Raw genomic sequence first — 15977 nt, forward strand, 5'->3', positions numbered from 1 at the left:
AGCAGACCAAGCACCTATCGAAACAGGAGAACGCATGAGCAGCAGCATCACCGCCGAGCAGTCGGCGTGGTTCGGCGACACCTTCGGGCGCCTCGTCGACAACGTCGAGCAGGCGATCGTGGGCAAACGCCACGTCATCGAGCTCGCCTTCACCGCGCTGCTCACCCGCGGGCACCTGCTGCTCGAAGACGTTCCGGGCACCGGCAAGACCGCTCTTGCCCGGGCGCTCTCGCGCACCGTGCAGGGCACCTCGGCGCGGGTGCAGTTCACCCCGGACCTGCTGCCTGGCGACATCACCGGCATCAGCGTGTACGACCAGAAGCGCGGTGAGTTCGAGTTTCACAAAGGCCCGATCTTCGCGAACATCGTGCTCGCCGACGAGATCAACCGCGCCTCGCCGAAGACGCAGTCGGCGCTGCTCGAGGTCATGGAAGAAGGGCAGGTCACCGTCGACGGCGTCACCCGGCCGCTCGACAGGCCGTTCATGGTGATCGCGACGCAGAACCCGATCGAGCAGGCAGGCACCTACCGCCTGCCCGAGGCGCAGCTCGACCGCTTTCTGATGAAGACCTCGCTGGGCTACCCCGACTCGGCGTCGACCCGTCGCATCCTCGAAGGCGCCGCCGTCACCACCGATCAGATTCCCGGCATCATTCTGCCTAAGGCCGTCAACGACATGATCGCGCTCACCGCCGGTGTGTTCGTCGAACCGGTGCTCATCGACTACATCACACGGCTGGTCGAAGCGACGCGTGACGCGGCGCAGACCAGGCTGGGCGCCAGTGTGCGCGGCGCTCTCGCCCTGGCCAACGTGTCGCGCACCTGGGCGCTCGCACACGGGCGCAACTTCGTCACGCCAGACGACATCAAGGCGCTGGCGCTGCCGGTGCTCGGGCACCGCATCATCCTCGACCCCGAAGCCGAGTTCGACGGCGTCACCGCCGACCAAGTCATCGGGCAGGTTCTGCTCGACACCGCTCCGCCGACGCAGGGAGCTGCCCAGTCGTGACCTTCGACCCCAGCACTCGCACCTCGACGCGCACCGAGACCGTCACCAGCTTCGCACAGGGCAGCGTCTCGACGCGTGCTCGCGCACGGCTGAGCGTGTTCGGCGCGCGTTCCGTGCGCAGGGCCCGGCGGTGGATGCGGCATGCCGTCCGGTGGCTCGGCGAGACCGTGACGGCGGCGGGGTGGGTCGCCGTCGCGGTCGCCGTCCTGGCGACGCTGCTGGGGCTGAGCCTGGGGATCGTCGAGTGGCTGGTCGCCGGGCTCGCCGCATTGGTGCTGCTGTTGATCGGATCGGTGTTTCTCTTCGGGGCGAACGCCTACCAGATCGACCTCGGTGTGCTGGAGGATCACGTCGTCGCCGGTGACGAGGTGACCGGCGACATCACTGTCACGAATGCCTCGCGGCGGCCTGCCCTGCCGGGGCGACTGGAGATTCCCATCGGCGCCGCCCTGGCCGAGACGCACGTGCCCCTGCTGCTGGCGGGAGCCACGCATGCGCAGCGCATCGGCATCCCCGCCCAGCGTCGCGGCGTCATCGCCGTCGGGCCGGTTCGCTCGGTGCGCGCCGACCCCATCGGACTGCTGCACCGTGACATTCAGTGGACCAAGAGGCACACGCTCTTCGTGCACCCGAAGACCGTGTCGCTGCCGACGACCGCCAGCGGCTTCGTGCGCGACCTCGAAGGAACGCCCTCATCGGTGCTGGTCAGCGACGACATCTCATTTCACGCCGTTCGCGAGTACATGCCGGGAGACGCCCCGCGCAACATCCACTGGAAGTCGACGGCCAAGACCGGCACGCTCATGGTGCGTCAGTACGAAGAGACGCGTCGTTCGAAGGTCGGCGTCGTGCTCGGCATGGCAGCTGACGACTTCGCCGCCGACGATGAGTTCGAGCTCGCGGTGAGCGCCGCGGCGTCGATCGGCGTGCGTCTCATTCGTGACCGTCGAGATCTCGACGTGGTGGTCAGCGCAGAGGTGCCCGAGTCGGCCCGGCGAGTCATCCGGTCGGCACGTCGGCTCAGCACGTTCACGCCGATCACCCTGCTCAACGACTTCAGCGGGATCGACCGCAGCGCCCAGATGATGCGCCTCGACGAGGTGGCCACGCTGACCGCCCAGCAGATCGACGGGCTGTCGCTGGTGTTCATGGTGTGCGGTTCGTCCCTCTCACTGCACGATCTGCAGACGGCAGCGCACCGATTCGGTCTCGACACCGCGGTGGTCGTCGTGCGCGTCGACCTCGACACCGAGCCCGGGGTGCAGCGCATCGGCGACATCACCGTCTTCACGCTGGGCGTGCTCGACGACCTTCGGCATCTGATGGCGAGGGTGGTGCAGTCATGAGTGACGTGGGTCAGGCGCGGGCCGTCTCGCGCGCACAGCTGGTCGCCACGCTGGTGTTCACCAGCGTCGTGCTGGCGCTCGTGATCATCGGATCCTGGCCGATCTATCGCAAACCCACCCTCTTTGTGGCCGGCGCAGCGGCGCTCGTCGCAGGTCTGGCCGTCGGACTCATCATCGTGCGGCGGCGCCTGCGGGCACTGCCGGCACTGGCGCTCGCACTGGCGACCTACGCCGTCGTCGGGCTGCTGGCAGCGGTGCCGTCGACGTGGTCGGCGCTGCCTGCCACCTTGGGCGACGGCGCACTCGAGGTGCTGACCGCTCCGGTCACCGGCTGGAAGAACCTGCTCACGATCACGATTCCGGTCGGCGACTTTCAGGGCATGCAGCTGCCGCTCTTTCTGGTCGTCTATGTTGCGGCCCTGCTCTCCGTGCTCTTCTCGCTGGGTCTGGTGCGGTTCTGGGGGCTCGCTCTGGCGGCGCTCGCGGTGGCGCTGCTCTTTCCGACGGTCTTCGGCGCGCGCGGCGCCGCCGAGACGGTGACGGTGCCGCTGCTCTCCCTGCGTGCACCGGTGCACCTGATCTGCGGTCTGCTGGGCCTCGGCCTTCTGCTGGCCTGGCCGATCGTGCGGCAGCGACGGCAGCGTCTGGCCGCTCGCGTCGCCTACGCCAGCGATGTGATCGGGGATGCCGAGGGCGAGACCGCTCGAAAGTCGACCGATGCCGCGAAGGTCGCCGTCGCATCCTCGGGCAGGCGCGCCGCACGACTGCGACGGATCGCTCTGGCCGTCGGCATGGCCGTCGTCGCAGCGGTGGTGGCCGGAACGGTCAGCGGCCCGCTGCTCGGCGACCGCGATCGCATCGTCGGCCGCAGCGTCGTCGAACCCGAGACGCAGGTCCCGCCGCTGAACAGCCCGCTGGCGGCCTTCCGCCGCAACTTCACCGCGGCGCATCTGAACCAGACGCTGCTCAGCGTCAGCGGCGATGCGCCGCAGCGGCTGCGGTTCGCGACTCTCGGCGAATACGACGGGCAGGTCTTCCGCACGGCAGATCCCGAGCAGAGCAACAGCGCCGACACCGCGTTTCGCCGGGTGCCGTTCGTTCTTGACACCACGGGTGCGACGCGCGACGCGACGGTCACTGTCGGTGACTACCAGTCAGTGTGGGTGCCTCTCGGCGAGCAGCTCGAGCAGCTGCGCTTCGACGGCGGCGACCAGCGTTCGCTCGGCAGCCGGTTCTTCTTCAGCGACCGTCTGCAGTCGGGCATCCAGCTCGCCGATCGGGCGGGGCAGCAGGGTCTTCGCTCTGGCGACGAGTACACGTTCTCGTTCGCCCCGAACGACGAGCAGCCGTCGTCTGAACTGGGCCCAGGAGTCGGCCCGGTCGACGGGGTCAGCGCCGATCTGATGCCCGCGCTCAACGACTGGGTCGCCCAGAAGCGCGAGGGCGGGGCCACGCTCGGCGAGGTGCAGCGGCTGAATCGGCTGCTCATCCAGCGCAGCTATCTGGGACACAGCAAGGATGATCCGGGCCACGATGAGAACAGCTGGCTGCCTCGGGACTATCAGTTTCGCAGCAGCGACGCCGGGCATACGCGTGCACGTATCGACGGGCTGTTCGCCTCTATGCTCGACAGCCGCTATCTCGACTGCTCGAGCACGGTGTCGCAGTGCGCGGCCACGGTCGGCGACCAAGAGCAGTATGCGACCGCGACCGCGCTCGTCGCACGAGTGGTCGGCTTTCCGTCTCGGGTCGTCTACGGAGCGAAGGTCGACGACGACGGCCGAGTGCGGGGCCGGGATGTCACGGCCTGGGCAGAGGTGCTCACCAGCGACGGTCGGTGGGTCGCCATCGACGCCGATCCGCGCACCGACAACCGCTTCGTCGAGAACCCAGACCAGAACGCGTTCAAGCGGTACAGCCCCACGACGGCTCAGCAGAACGCAGGGCAGGTGCCGCCGCCGGACAAAGACCCGTCGGGGGGAGACCTCGGGTCGGATGTCGCCAGCGGCAGCCAGACACTCGCTCAGGTGCTCGCGATCGTGCGCTTCGCCACGACGGTGCTCTTCTGGGCTGCGCTGATCACTCTGCCGCTCTGGGGAGTGCTGCTGCTCAAGCTTCTGCGCCGTCGCCGTCGTCGTACTCGGGGCACCGCTGACCAGCGCGTCGTCGCAGGCTGGGACGAACACGTCGACAACATCGTCGACGCCGGGGGCAGCGCACCGATTCGGGCCACGCGACGCGAGATCGCCGAGCCGCTGAGCGACGAGAGCCGACAGCTCGCCGACCTCGCCGACTGGGCGGCGTTCTCTGGAGTCGCACTGAGCACCGAGCAGGCTGCCGAGTACTGGCGGCTCGTCGACGCCGAACGCACTCGGATGGTGGCGGGCAGAACCCGCTGGCAGCGGTGGAAGGCGCGGTTGTCGCCCAAATCGCTGACAGGATATGTTAGACGCGTGCGCATTCTTGCACAGGTACCCCAGCGTTTCCGCTTGGGGCTGGGAAGAGGAAAGACAAGATGACGAATCCGCAGTTTCCCTCGTACGGATCCAATGACTGGACCGGTGGTCCTTCCCTCGCCCAGCAGGCAGCCGATCCGGCCACCTCGCCAGAGCAGATGCGCGTCATCATCCAGCAGGATCCCTCGCTCTCTGCGGTCGTGGCGGTGAACCCGAGCGTCGATGACGCACTGCGAACCTGGCTGTGGGAGTACGGCGGCGACGACGTGCGCCAGGCCATGACCGACCAGTACGAGCAGGCTCTGCAGGCTCAGCAGGCATTCGCGGCGCAGGCGACGGCCGACGGCGGTCTCGGACAGCAGGAGGTCGTCGTCGAGCAAGTTGTGTCGGCACCAGAGACGCCGACTGCCTCGTGGTACCGAGAGTCAGCGCCGGTGATCGACTCGGTGCCCGGGTTCACGGCTGCAGAACCGGCACCCGCACAGGCATACGCGGCAGAGCAGCAGGCGCCGCTCGCTGATGGCTTCGGCTCGACGGGCTTCGGCACCGCCTCCGACGTCGAAGACGACGACGTCGAGAAGACTGTGCTGGTGCGCCGCAATCATCGTCCGATCAGCCGCCTGCTGCTGGAGTCTGGTGACAGCGTCGAGATCGAGGCCGATGTGGCGATTCTGGGACGCAACCCACGAGGTGAGTTCAGCCGACGTGATCAGATCGTGCGCGTCCCCGATGCGCACAAGACGATCTCGAAGACGCACGCGAAGCTCGAATGGGTCGACGACGGCTGGTTCATCACCGATCTCGAGTCGACCAACGGCGTGACGCTGGGCACGGCCGACGATGAGGTCGAGATCACCCCGAACACCGCGACTCCGCTCGACGGCCCGTTCGCGCTCGGGCTCTACCGTATGGAGCTCAAAGTCGATCGCTGATCGCAGCCAGGCGCCAGCCGATCAGCGCTTGTGCGACGGGTGTGCAGTGTGTATAGTGATTCTTCGGACATGCGCCCGTAGCTCAGCTGGATAGAGCGTCTGACTACGGATCAGAAGGCCGGGGGTTCGAATCCCTTCGGGCGCACCACCGAAAAGGCTCCGCTGCGGCGGGGCCTTTTTCATACCCGTGCGATGAACATGGACGTGAGAGAACATGAGCGCGAAGTGAACACCGAGCAGCTGAAGCAGGTGCGTGCGCTGCTCACACAGGCGGTCGAGTCGCTGCGTGCGGCCGGAGCAGACGATGAGGCGCTGGCCCGTTATGTGGCGCCGCATCGGCGATGGATGTTCACCCGTCGCGCCCGTCTCGAACCCGTCTGCCGCGTCTGGCGCATCGGAACGCTCCTGGTCGACGAGGCCGGCGACGCGTGGATCGTCGGCACGACGACTCGGGCGGTCGAACCGGCGTGGCCGCGCAACACGGCGCTCGCGATCGAAGAGCGCCGACAGCTGCAGGAGCTCGCCTGGAACGGCCCTTTCGAACCCGGCGACACGGTGAACTTCGAAGCCGTGCCGATCGATCTGAACAGCAGCGGGCACGGTGAGACCGAGGCGTGCCCCTTCGTCGAGGTCGACGGCGAGATCATGGTTCGGTGGGATCCCCACACGACGGGCACGCGGCTGCAGCCGCTGGCAGAGTACCTGGCCGAGCAGGTTCGCCTGCGCATCGATCCGTTCAGTTAGACGGCAGTCCGAGATTGCGCAGGGCGTCACGCAGTCGTTCGCGCCCGTAGAAGTCGGCGTAGTCGGCGAAGTGCTCGGTGATGTAGCTCTCCCAGTCGAACTCGCGCCCGTAGTCGGCGAAGAAGCCGTTGATGCGCTCGGCGTAGGCGTCCAGTCCGGGCAGCACGTCGGCGTCGTACTGCTCTTGATGCACGACGACCTCGGGCAGCGGCCGCGGGCGAATCTTCGCGCGGTCGGTCGGACTCGGCCATCCCAGCGTCATGCCGAAGGCGACGGCTGCGTGCGACGGCAGTGCGAGGGCGGCTGCAGTCTCTTCGGGGTGATTCCTGGCTCCGCCGATGTACGTGATGCCCAGGCCCAGAGACTCGGCTGCGACCGCGGCATTCTGCGCGGCGAGGGCGGCGTCGATGAACGCGACCAGCGTGGCCTCGAGCAGGGCGCCGCCGACGAACGGCTGTTCGGCGCGCTCGGCCAGCGCCGCAGAACGGTGCAGGTCGGCGATCCAGAACAGCAGCACAGGCGCCTTGTCGATGAAGGGCTGGTTGCCGATCAGCGGCTTCAGCTGCTCTTTGCGGGCCTGGTCGCGCACGACGATGACGCTCCACGAGTGCTGATTCGAGCTGGTGGATGCGGCCTGCGCGGCGGTGAGAATCGCGCGCAGTTCGTCGTCGGTGACGTCGCGGTCGCTGAACCTGCGCACCGACCGATGCTGCAGCTGTCGCAGAATCGTCGGGTTCACGGCGTCGAACGCCGGCGCTCCGTCACCTCCGAAGCGCACGCGCAGCGCCTCGACGAGCTCGTCGCGCGTCGGCTGGTGCAGGTCGGGATTCTGGCTGGTCGTTGCGTCTGCGGCTTCGCTCATGCAGTCATGCTATCTGGCTGAGCCGATGCGTGCGCACGCCTCAGCGCGACGCGGCGTTCGCCGCGTCGCCGATGCGCTCGAAGATCTCGGTGAGAATCGGCAGCGGCGTGGCGAAGTTGACGCGGATGAAGTCGGCTGCGCTCGGGCCGGTGGCGGCACCGTCGGTGATCGCGACGCCGGCCTGCTCGAGAATGAAGTCTCCGAGCGGCCGCGGCAGGCCGTAGTCGCCCAGATCGATCCAGGCGAGGTAGGTGCCTTCGGGGCGACGGTAGCGCGCTCGAGGCAGGTGTGCGGCCACCAGCTCGTCGACCGCGCTGCGATTGCGGTCGAGATAGGCGATGAGGTCGCTGAGCCATCCGCGACTCTCGTTGTAGGCGACGGTGTTCGCGACGACGCCCAGCGGGCTCACTGCGTCTTCCGGCCAGTAGCGCACCTGCTGCCAGGTGCGCAGATCGTCGTCGTTCGAGAAGATCACCTGGGCGGTCTTGAGCCCGGCGAGGTTCCATGCCTTCGACGCACTGGTCACCGTGACGGTGTGCGAGGCCGCCGCCTCGTTCACCGAGGCGTAGGGCACATGGCGGCCCGGCGCATAGACCAAGGGCGCGTGGATCTCGTCGGCGAACACCCGGCCGCCATGGCGCGCGACGACCTCGCTGATGGCGACGAGCTCGTCGCGTGTGTAGACGTGCCCGGTCGGGTTCTGTGGGTTGACCAGCACGAGCACCTCGCCGCCTGCGCGGAAGGCCCGATCGAGCGCGTCCGGGTCGAGGCTCCCGTCGGCCTCGAGCGGCACCTGCACGGTGTCGCGCTGCCAGGCCTGCTCGGGCAGAAAGAGGAAGGGCATATACGCCGGGGTCGGCAGAATCACCTTGCTGTCCGATCTGCGCGTGAAGTGCTGCAGCGTCACTTCGAGGCCGCTGACCACGTCAGAGAGCCTGCCCACGTGTTCGGCGTCCACCTGCCAGCCGTAGGCATCGCCGTACCACTTCGCCGTGGCCTCCTGCAGCGCCAGCGCCTGCTGCGGCACGAGGTAGCCGAAGCGGCTCTCGCTGACCCAGCGTTCGAGCACCGCAGTGATCTCAGGTGCTGCGCCGAAGTCCGACTCTGCGATGAACGCGCCCACGGCATTCGGGTAGTGCGCCCATTTACGGCCGCCGACGGCGCGCAGCTGGTCGATCGTGATGGCGTCCCAGCGGGCTGCGAGTTCGGTGAAGGCGGATGCGTCGGTCATGTGATTCCTCTCGGGTGCGGCGTTCGATCGGCTGCAGATGCAGCACCGTATACGTTCAATGATGCGCTCGACACGGCGTGAGAGGGGTCGCCGCTGTGGGATGAGCCAGCTGCCCCAGGGGAAGAGGGCAGCCGGCCCGCACTCAGAAGAGTGCTGCGCCACAGCAGGCGCTGTGCGTTTCCGCACGCCCACAGCACTTGCAGATCGTGGTGTGGACCCCTACAAAGATACCGATCGGCGAGGCGTCAGAGCAAGCGACTCAGTCGGCTTTGACGGCCACGTCGGCGTGTCGGTCGAAGCGGTAGCCGATGCCGCGCACGGTACGCACGATCTCTTGGTAGTCGCCCAGCTTCGCGCGCAGGCGGCGCACGTGCACGTCGATGGTGCGCTCGTTCGGCACGCCCTCGGCCTCTTCGTCCCAGAGGTCGGCGAGCAGGTCGTTGCGGTGCACGGTCTCGCCCTCATGCTCGACGAGGTGCCCGAGCAGATGGAACTCCTTGTAGGTCAGCGCAACCTCCTGGCCGTCGACGAGCACACGCTGGCGAGAGAAGTCGATGACGACACCGCGGCGATGCGTCTGGCGTTCCTGCTGCCGAGCGCGCTGGGCCGCAGGGTCGCGCAGAGCCAGCCGCACGACATCCACATCGCGGCCGCCCGCGCCGCGCGGTGCGATCGCGAGCGTCGCGTGCGTCTTGATGTCGGGCACCAACGCCTCGGCGGTCTCTTTGAGAGCGGCGACGAGCTGCTGCAGGCTGACGCCGCTGGCGGCTGCGCTGACCTCGTCGAAGCCGACGTAGAGTGCGAAGCCGCGAGCTTCGACGTTCTCGTCGCGGCGGGCGTGCGGATGCTGCCCGTGGTCCGTCTGACGGGAGGCCGGTCGTGTGGTGTGTGCGCTCTGGGTGTGCGCGCTGTGTGCGTTGCGGGCGCCGTCGCCGGTCTGCACGTCTTCGGTGAGGCTGCGCTGATCGTATGAAGTGGTCATGAGTGAGTCCTTGGTGTCGTGAGCGATGTCTGTGTGCGGATGCTCGCGCGCGGCCGTCTGATCGGGCGCGGGATGCTCCGCGGGGTGAGCGCCGGTATGGTTCGACCGGTGAGGCTGCGGAGTGTCTGACAGTGGGTCAGCGTGCGCTTCGAACCGGTCTGGCTGCTCGGAGGGGTGTCGGGTCAACGACACATTCGGGACGCTTCGGCCGCCATGCGCATCATCGAGCGGCGGCTCACTGCCACCTCGATGCGTGCTGCGCTGGTGTGGTCGAAAATGCTCATAGCGACCAGTCTGCGATACCGACGGGGATGAGTCAAGGCTGAGATGGATCGGGTCGTCGGATGTGACGAACAATGACGATTGTGACGCTGGGGTAAGTTGGACGTGGCGCTGCACAGCCGATCCGTGAGTGAGGAACCTTTCGTGAACATGCCTGTCTCCCCCGTTTTCGAGCAGTGGATGGATGCCGCACTCGAGGAGTCGCGAGGCGCGCTCGAGACCGGAGACGTCCCGGTCGGGGCGATCATGCTCGACGCGCTCGGCAACGTCATCTCGGTGGCGCACAATGAGCGCGAGAAGCTCGAAGACCCGACCGCTCACGCCGAGGTGCTGGCGATTCGCCGTGCGGCGAGGGCGTGGAACAGCTGGCAGCTGCCGAATACGACCCTGGTCGTGACGCTTGAGCCCTGCGTGCTCTGCGCAGGTGCGATTCTCTCGGCCCGCATCCCGCGCGTCATCTTCGGCGCCTGGGACGACAAAGCGGGTGCTGCCGGGTCAGTCTACGACCTGCTGCGTGATCGACGGCTCAATCACCAGGTCGAAGTCATCGGCGGCGTGCGCGAGCAGCAGAGCACCGCGCTGCTGCAGGAGTTCTTTCAATCTCGGCGCTGATCTCCGATCGTTTATCTTTCCGATACAGCCTCAATGCCGCGGCGGAAACAGGTAGCCTGAGAGTGAAGGCGGGGGCAGTTGGCTCCGCCGAACCTTGAGGAGGCAGGCCAGAATGACCAAGAAGATCGTGATCGGTGTCGACGGCTCAGAACCGGCTCGCGCAGCGCTGCGCTGGGGTGTCGGTTACGCCCAGCGCGCGAAGACCGAGGTCGAGCTGTTCTACGTGATCGACCTCACCCCGTTCTCTGACACGCCGGTGTTCGAGAGCGAGGCTCTTGCTGAAGGGCAGAAGCTGCTCGATCAGGAGGTCGCATACGCGAAGTCCGTCGCACCCGATGTCACTTACACCACCAACCTCGCTCCCGGCACGCCCACTGCGGTGTTCGAAGAGGAGTCGAAGGGCGCCGAGCTGATGGTCGTCGGCACGCACAAGGGCAGCAAGCTGCCGAACGTGATCTTCGGGTCGAAGCCGATCCGCCTGGCCGCGTCTGCGCATTCGCCCGTCGCCGTCGTGCCCACCTATGATCTGGGCGAGCGCCACGGGGTCTACGTCGCTGTCGACGGCAGCCCCACGGGCAACGTCGCCCTCGAATATGCGGCTCGGGCTGCGGATTCGCTCGGCGAGACGCTGCACATCATCTCGGCATGGACGATTCCCGCCATGCCGGCCACCGATGTCGCATGGAGCGCACAGATCATCGAAGAGGTGCGCAACGAGTCGCGCGCCGTGCTGCAGGGTGCGAAAGACCTCGTGTCAGGCATGCTGCCCGACCTGAAGATCGAGACGCAGCTCATCGAGGCCGAGCCGGTGCGCGGCATCGTCGAGGCCGCCAAGCATGCTGCGCTGCTCGTCGTGGGCAACCGGGGGCGCAAGGGCCTCACCCGTCTCTTCCTCGGATCTGTCAGCCACGGTGTGCTGAACAACATTCCGTCGCCGGTCATCATCGTCCGGGCCGACGAGAACCTCGAGAAGTAGGCGTTTACTCGCGTCTAAGCGTCGACAGGGCCGGCCGGCACAGGTCGGCTGAGAGAACGGGCCGCCCCACAGCTGTGGGGCGGCCCGTTCTGCGTCTGGCGTTGAGCGGTCTTCAACCCTCTGCCGCCGTGCCGAGCGACTGACGGGTGAGGTCGATGAAGGCGCGGGCAGCCGGAGTCAGCGTACGAGCCGTGCTCCATGCGAGTCCGATGGCGCCGTCGATGCGAGGTGTGATCGTTCTGACGGCGAGGTTGCTGCCGCGGTACCGCAGGATGACTGATTCCGGAACGACAGCCGTACCGAGCCCGGCGAGGGCGAGGCGCAGCAGGAGATCGGGGTCACTTGATTCGAAGGCGATGTGCGGCCGGACTCCGACATCTGAGAATGCCGTGTCCAGGCGATCCCGGAGCCCGGTTCCGGCGCTGGGGACGATGAGCGGCTGATCCACGAGCGCGTTCAGCGGCACTGAGAGCTGTGCGCGGAGCGGAGAGCCGCAGCTGACGGCGACGAGCTGCTCACGGGCGAGTTCCAGTGTCGCAGTTTTGTCCCCGGGCAGGGCGGATCCCAGCCCGACGAGCCCGACTTCCGGGCGCGCATGGCTCAATCCGTCGAGTAGCTGGGCGCTGGTCAGCTCGTGGAGTGTGATGTCGACATCGGGGTGTTCGGCACGGAAGGCGGCAAGCAGCGCGGGCAGATCGACGGAGGCGGAACTGATGGTCGAGATCGTGCCGATGGTGAGGTGTCCCGTGACCAGACCGGCCACGGCAGACACGCTCGCAGCGCCGGATTCGGCGGCATCGAGAGCGGCCTGCGCATAAGGCAGGAAGGCTTCGCCGGCGGCGGTGAGGCGTACGCCGCGTGACACTCGATCGAGCAGCGGCTGGCCGAGCTCACGTTCGAGCTGGCGCAGCTGGGCGCTGACTCCCGGCTGAGTCACATGCAGCTTTGCGGCCGCACGAGTCACATTTCCCTCGGCCGCCGTGGTCACGAAGTATCGCAGATGACGTAGCTCCATAACTGTGCATTATATTTCCGAGACGATATAAGTATTGGAAGTATTCGCTGACTGGGTCGACCATTGTCAGCATGACTGTTGGACACTCTCGCAAAGGGCTTCAGGCGACCCTGATCTTCCTGGCCGTTCTCTCCACTTCCGTCGCGAGCCTGGGCACGCCGCTGCTGCCGGCGGTGCAGGAACACTACGGCGTCTCGCTGTCGGAGTCACAGTGGGCGCTGACCATCACGTTGCTCGTCGGTGCAGTCGTCACGCCGGTGATCGGGAGGCTGGGGTCGGGTCCGGCACACAGGGCCACCACAATCGGCGTGGTTGCAGGCATGACTGTCGGCTGTGTGCTCGGAGCTCTTCCTGCAGGATTCCCCGTGTTTCTGCTCGGGCGTGCGATCCAGGGGCTCGGACTCGGACTCGTCCCGCTGGCGCTTGCGAGCGCTCGCAACGATCTTCCCGTGGAACGTCGCGCGAGTGCGATCGCGACGATCGGCGTCACGACGGCGGTGGGCATCGGAATCGGATACCCGGTCGTGGGTGCGCTCGCCGAACTCGGCGGTGTGGCTGCGCCCTTCTGGTTCGTCGCCGTGCTCAGTTCGGTGTGTCTGGTCGCGGTCATCCGCGTGCTTCCTGCCACGGCGGCCGGACAGAGCCGCGTGGGGCTCGTCAGCTCTGCCCTGCTTGGGGCAGGACTGACCCTGGCGCTGGTGGCGCTCTCCGAGGGAGACGAGTGGGGATGGGGATCGGTGCCGGTCATCATGCTGGCGATCGTCGCTCTGGCTCTGCTGGCGGTCTGGGCACTCTGGGAGCTGCGCGCCGCGCATCCTCTGATCGATCTGCGGATGTTCAGACGCCCGGCCGTGGTCAGTGCGAATGTCACAGTGGTCTTGGTCGCGATCGGGTTCTACCCTCTGGCGCCCCTGGTGGTCCGTCTGGTGCAGGCTCCGAAGTCGACCGGCTACGGATTCGGCGCGACGATCCTGACCGCCGGGCTGCTGCTTCTGCCGTTCTCGCTGGCGAGCTTCATGGCCTCGCGCCTTGTGCGCATGCTGACCAGACATCTCTCGCACGAGATCATCGTCGCGCTGGGGTGCCTGTTCCCGCTGTCATCGTATGTGGTGTTCCTCGTCGCGCGCTCCACGTATCCGGAGCTGATCATCGCGATGGCGCTCAACGGACTCGGCGTCGGACTCGTCTACGCGATCAATCCGCTGCAGATCGCCGATGGGGTTCCGCCTGCAGAGACCAGCAGCGCGATGAGCACATATCAGCTGAACCGCAGTGTCGCGTATGCCGTGGGCAGTGCGCTCAGCGTCACTTTTCTCATCATGGCTACGGCGAATGGGGAGAGCTTCGCGCAGCCCTCCGGCTATGACGGCTCGGCAGAGTTCAGCATCGCCGTGCTGGCGCTGGCCTTCGTGGCCAGCGTGGCGTTCGCGCTGAGCGCTCGTCGACGGCGCCGAACCGCTTCGGTTGCGTCTCGGTGAGACGGATGAAACCTGCCGCAAGACGCCGGAACGGCTGGGCGCTATGCCGCCGTGCGCAGGATGTCGGGCTCGATGAAGATCGTCGTGGCGATCGGCACCTGTGCGCGAATGCGCCCCTCGATCGCATCGATGGCCTGAGCCAGCTCGCGCGCCGACTCCGTCGGAGGCACCGCGACCTTCATCGCGACGAGCAGCGCATCGGGTCCGAGGTAGAGCGTACGCAGATGAATGATCTGATCGACATCGTCACCTGCCAGCACTGCGGTGCGAATGCGGTTCAGGTCGGCGTCGGTCGCGCCTTCGCCGATCAGCAGGCTGCGGGTCTCGGCGCCGAGCACGAGCGCCACCACGATGAGCAGGACGCCGATGGCGATCGTTCCGACGCCGTCCCAGACGCCGTTGCCGGTGAGCACAGTGAGCCCGACGCCGAACAGGGCGAGAACCAGCCCGGTCAGAGCGGCGGTGTCCTCCAGGATGACCACGGGCAGCTCCGGGGCCTTCGCACGCCGGACGAACTCCAAGACGCTGCTGTCGCCGCGTGCGGCCTTCGACTCGCGCAGTGCGGTGCGCAGCGAGAGTGACTCCAAGACGATCGACACCACGAGCACCGCGATCGGCAGCCACCAGTTGTCGAGCGGATGCGGATGCATGATCTTCTCGAAGCCCTCGTAGACGGCGAAGAGACCGCCGAGGCTGAACAGCACGATCGACACCACGAATGCGGCGACATAGCGTTCGCGCCCGAAGCCGAACGGATGCTCGGGCGTGGGCTCGCGGCGCGCCTTGCGCCCGCCGACGAGCAGCAGCAGCTGGTTGCCGGTGTCAGCCAAGGAGTGCACTGACTCGGCGAGCATCGAGCTGGACATCGAGATCAGGTAGGCGACGAACTTCGTGACGGCGATGCCCAAGTTGGCCAGCAGCGCCGCGATGATCGCGCCGGTGCCCTCCTGCCGTGGCCCGGGTGTGCTGGCCGGGGTGGGTGTGCTGGCAGAAGCGGGTGTCGCAGCTGACGCGTTCGTTGTCATCCCTTCAGAATACTCGTCGCGCTGCGTTGCGGACCCGCACGCTACTACACTGACGACCATGACTGAGAGCGCATCTGAGAACCTGCATCCGACATCCGCTGTCGCAGCTGACGCCGGCTCGCCGTCGGCGGCTGCACCGAACGCGTTCCCCGCGATCGCCTTTCTCGGCGTCGGCTCGATGAACGGCGCCATTCTGCACGGCCTGATCGCCTCGGGTATCCCCGTGGCCGACGGAGCCGACGACGGCATCCGTGCGACCAATCGCTCTGCGGCGAAGGCCGACGCCCTGGCCAGCGAGTACAGCGGCCGCCTGCATGCGCTCAGCGGCGAACGCGAGGCCGACGCCAACTCGGCGGCGGTGCGCGGGGCGGGCATCGTCGTGCTGGGCGTGAAGCCGTACCAGGTCTCAGAGGTGCTGCGTGACATTCGCGGCGATCTCGCGCCGGGGGCGATCGTGGTGAGCGTTGCCGCGGGCGTGACCATCGCCTCCATCGCCGGCGCGCTGCCGTCGGGCACGCCGGTCTTTCGCGCCATGCCGAACACCCCGGCCCGAGTGGGCGCTGGGGTGACGGGGCTGGCCGCCGGGCCCGGCGCCACCGACGAACAGCGGATGCTGGTGAAGTCGCTGTTTGAGACGGTGGGCGCGGTGCTCGAGATTCCCGAGTCGCGCATCGACGACCTGGCAGCGGTGTCGGGGTCGGGGCCGGCCTACCTGTTCGCGTTCGTCGAGCAGTTCGAGCAGGCGGCGCAGAACATCGGCTTCACCGCCGACGAGGCCAGGCTGCTCGCCGATCAGACCGTGATCGGTGCCGCACGTCTGCTCGACGAGAGCGGGCAGACCGCCGAACAGCTGCGCATCGCGGTGACCAGCCCGGGCGGCACGACGCAGGAGGCGCTCGCGGTGATCTCGCGAGGCGGTCAGGTCGAGAACCTCACCGAGGCGCTGCATGCGGCGATCGATCGGGCGCAGGAGATGGCGGCTGAGAACGCCTGACGCCCGCCGTGGGCTCGGGCCTGGAGCCGGGCC

At 67.4% G+C, this 15977-nt stretch carries 14 protein-coding genes and 1 tRNA gene; 10 read left to right on the plus strand and 5 right to left on the minus strand.

All coding sequences use genetic code 11. The features are described 5' to 3' along the window. Nucleotides 1-34 precede the first annotated feature (34 nt). The 6 genes from F8O09_RS07585 to F8O09_RS07610 all read left to right on the plus strand — a co-directional run bounded on the left by F8O09_RS07585 (nucleotide 35) and on the right by F8O09_RS07610 (nucleotide 6487). Complete coding sequence (locus tag F8O09_RS07585) at nucleotides 35-1009, plus strand: AAA family ATPase (protein WP_158054696.1); 975 nt, start codon at nucleotides 35-37, stop codon at nucleotides 1007-1009. Next, nucleotides 1006-2355 carry a DUF58 domain-containing protein gene (locus tag F8O09_RS07590; protein WP_158030356.1) on the plus strand — a complete coding sequence of 450 codons (1350 nt, stop codon included), beginning with the start codon at nucleotides 1006-1008 and terminating at the stop codon, nucleotides 2353-2355. The genes F8O09_RS07585 and F8O09_RS07590 overlap by 4 nt, the downstream gene beginning before the upstream one ends. Beyond that, the gene (locus tag F8O09_RS07595) at nucleotides 2352-4874 is read left to right on the plus strand and encodes a transglutaminase-like domain-containing protein (protein WP_158054698.1); all 2523 of its coding nucleotides are present in this window, start codon (nucleotides 2352-2354) and stop codon (nucleotides 4872-4874) included. Before F8O09_RS07590 ends, F8O09_RS07595 begins: the two co-directional genes overlap by 4 nt. Then, on the plus strand, nucleotides 4871-5743 hold the full coding sequence (locus tag F8O09_RS07600; RefSeq protein WP_158054700.1) for an FHA domain-containing protein: 873 nt from the start codon (nucleotides 4871-4873) through the stop codon (nucleotides 5741-5743). The genes F8O09_RS07595 and F8O09_RS07600 overlap by 4 nt, the downstream gene beginning before the upstream one ends. Nucleotides 5744-5814: 71 nt before the next feature. Continuing rightward, a tRNA-Arg gene (locus tag F8O09_RS07605) sits at nucleotides 5815-5891 on the plus strand. Nucleotides 5892-5947: 56 nt separating this feature from the next. After that, the gene (locus F8O09_RS07610) at nucleotides 5948-6487 is read left to right on the plus strand and encodes a hypothetical protein (RefSeq protein ID WP_158054702.1); all 540 of its coding nucleotides are present in this window, start codon (nucleotides 5948-5950) and stop codon (nucleotides 6485-6487) included. Here the strand turns inward: F8O09_RS07610 and F8O09_RS07615 are convergent. The 3 genes from F8O09_RS07615 to F8O09_RS07625 form a co-directional block, all read right to left on the minus strand. After that, a complete protein-coding gene (locus tag F8O09_RS07615; RefSeq protein WP_158054703.1) occupies nucleotides 6480-7349 on the minus strand; it encodes a nitroreductase family protein in 870 nt (289 codons plus the stop codon). The genes F8O09_RS07610 and F8O09_RS07615 overlap by 8 nt on opposite strands. Before the next feature lie 40 nt (nucleotides 7350-7389). Continuing rightward, nucleotides 7390-8580 (minus strand): MalY/PatB family protein, encoded by a 1191-nt coding sequence (locus F8O09_RS07620; protein ID WP_158054705.1) that lies wholly within the window; start codon nucleotides 8578-8580, stop codon nucleotides 7390-7392. Nucleotides 8581-8839: 259 nt separating this feature from the next. Then, nucleotides 8840-9562 (minus strand): winged helix-turn-helix domain-containing protein, encoded by a 723-nt coding sequence (locus tag F8O09_RS07625; RefSeq protein ID WP_158054707.1) that lies wholly within the window; start codon nucleotides 9560-9562, stop codon nucleotides 8840-8842. Between the two features lie 432 nt (nucleotides 9563-9994). Between F8O09_RS07625 and tadA the strand changes: the two genes are divergently transcribed. Both tadA and F8O09_RS07635 read left to right on the plus strand, forming a co-directional pair. After that, the gene (gene tadA, locus F8O09_RS07630; protein WP_192496782.1) at nucleotides 9995-10456 is read left to right on the plus strand and encodes a tRNA adenosine(34) deaminase TadA; all 462 of its coding nucleotides are present in this window, start codon (nucleotides 9995-9997) and stop codon (nucleotides 10454-10456) included. Between the two features lie 112 nt (nucleotides 10457-10568). Beyond that, nucleotides 10569-11432 carry a universal stress protein gene (locus tag F8O09_RS07635; RefSeq protein ID WP_158054709.1) on the plus strand — a complete coding sequence of 288 codons (864 nt, stop codon included), beginning with the start codon at nucleotides 10569-10571 and terminating at the stop codon, nucleotides 11430-11432. A 112-nt stretch (nucleotides 11433-11544) separates the two neighbouring features. Here the strand turns inward: F8O09_RS07635 and F8O09_RS07640 are convergent, their stop codons facing one another. Next, nucleotides 11545-12447 carry a LysR family transcriptional regulator gene (locus tag F8O09_RS07640; protein WP_158054711.1) on the minus strand — a complete coding sequence of 301 codons (903 nt, stop codon included), beginning with the start codon at nucleotides 12445-12447 and terminating at the stop codon, nucleotides 11545-11547. A 71-nt stretch (nucleotides 12448-12518) separates the two neighbouring features. On the opposite strand from F8O09_RS07640, the gene F8O09_RS07645 reads away from it, so the two are divergent. After that, on the plus strand, nucleotides 12519-13925 hold the full coding sequence (locus F8O09_RS07645) for an MFS transporter (protein ID WP_158054713.1): 1407 nt from the start codon (nucleotides 12519-12521) through the stop codon (nucleotides 13923-13925). Nucleotides 13926-13966: 41 nt separating this feature from the next. Here F8O09_RS07645 and F8O09_RS07650 read toward each other — a convergent pair whose 3' ends face one another. Beyond that, the gene (locus tag F8O09_RS07650) at nucleotides 13967-14950 is read right to left on the minus strand and encodes a cation diffusion facilitator family transporter (RefSeq protein WP_158054715.1); all 984 of its coding nucleotides are present in this window, start codon (nucleotides 14948-14950) and stop codon (nucleotides 13967-13969) included. A 58-nt stretch (nucleotides 14951-15008) separates the two neighbouring features. Here F8O09_RS07650 and proC point away from each other — a divergent pair, with 58 nt between their 5' ends. Continuing rightward, nucleotides 15009-15944, plus strand: coding sequence for a pyrroline-5-carboxylate reductase (gene proC, locus F8O09_RS07655; protein WP_158054717.1), 936 nt, complete (start codon nucleotides 15009-15011; stop codon nucleotides 15942-15944). Nucleotides 15945-15977: the final 33 nt, after the last annotated feature.

This window comes from Pseudoclavibacter sp. CFCC 11306 (assembly GCF_008831235.1).
In the GTDB taxonomy this organism is placed as follows: Bacteria; Actinomycetota; Actinomycetes; order Actinomycetales; family Microbacteriaceae; genus Pseudoclavibacter_A.

What these genes read in the sequence shown, in the direction of transcription:
- F8O09_RS07595 (WP_158054698.1), top strand. Translation starts at nt 2,352, where the DNA reads ATGAGTGACGTGGGTCAGGCGCGGGCCGTCTCGCGCGCACAGCTGGTC.
- F8O09_RS07650 (WP_158054715.1), bottom strand. Translation starts at nt 14,950, where the DNA reads ATGACAACGAACGCGTCAGCTGCGACACCCGCTTCTGCCAGCACACCC.
- tadA (WP_192496782.1), top strand. Translation starts at nt 9,995, where the DNA reads ATGCCTGTCTCCCCCGTTTTCGAGCAGTGGATGGATGCCGCACTCGAG.
- F8O09_RS07615 (WP_158054703.1), bottom strand. Translation starts at nt 7,349, where the DNA reads ATGAGCGAAGCCGCAGACGCAACGACCAGCCAGAATCCCGACCTGCAC.
- proC (WP_158054717.1), top strand. Translation starts at nt 15,009, where the DNA reads ATGACTGAGAGCGCATCTGAGAACCTGCATCCGACATCCGCTGTCGCA.
- F8O09_RS07585 (WP_158054696.1), top strand. Translation starts at nt 35, where the DNA reads ATGAGCAGCAGCATCACCGCCGAGCAGTCGGCGTGGTTCGGCGACACC.
- F8O09_RS07640 (WP_158054711.1), bottom strand. Translation starts at nt 12,447, where the DNA reads ATGGAGCTACGTCATCTGCGATACTTCGTGACCACGGCGGCCGAGGGA.
- F8O09_RS07635 (WP_158054709.1), top strand. Translation starts at nt 10,569, where the DNA reads ATGACCAAGAAGATCGTGATCGGTGTCGACGGCTCAGAACCGGCTCGC.
- F8O09_RS07645 (WP_158054713.1), top strand. Translation starts at nt 12,519, where the DNA reads ATGACTGTTGGACACTCTCGCAAAGGGCTTCAGGCGACCCTGATCTTC.
- F8O09_RS07600 (WP_158054700.1), top strand. Translation starts at nt 4,871, where the DNA reads ATGACGAATCCGCAGTTTCCCTCGTACGGATCCAATGACTGGACCGGT.
- F8O09_RS07620 (WP_158054705.1), bottom strand. Translation starts at nt 8,580, where the DNA reads ATGACCGACGCATCCGCCTTCACCGAACTCGCAGCCCGCTGGGACGCC.
- F8O09_RS07625 (WP_158054707.1), bottom strand. Translation starts at nt 9,562, where the DNA reads ATGACCACTTCATACGATCAGCGCAGCCTCACCGAAGACGTGCAGACC.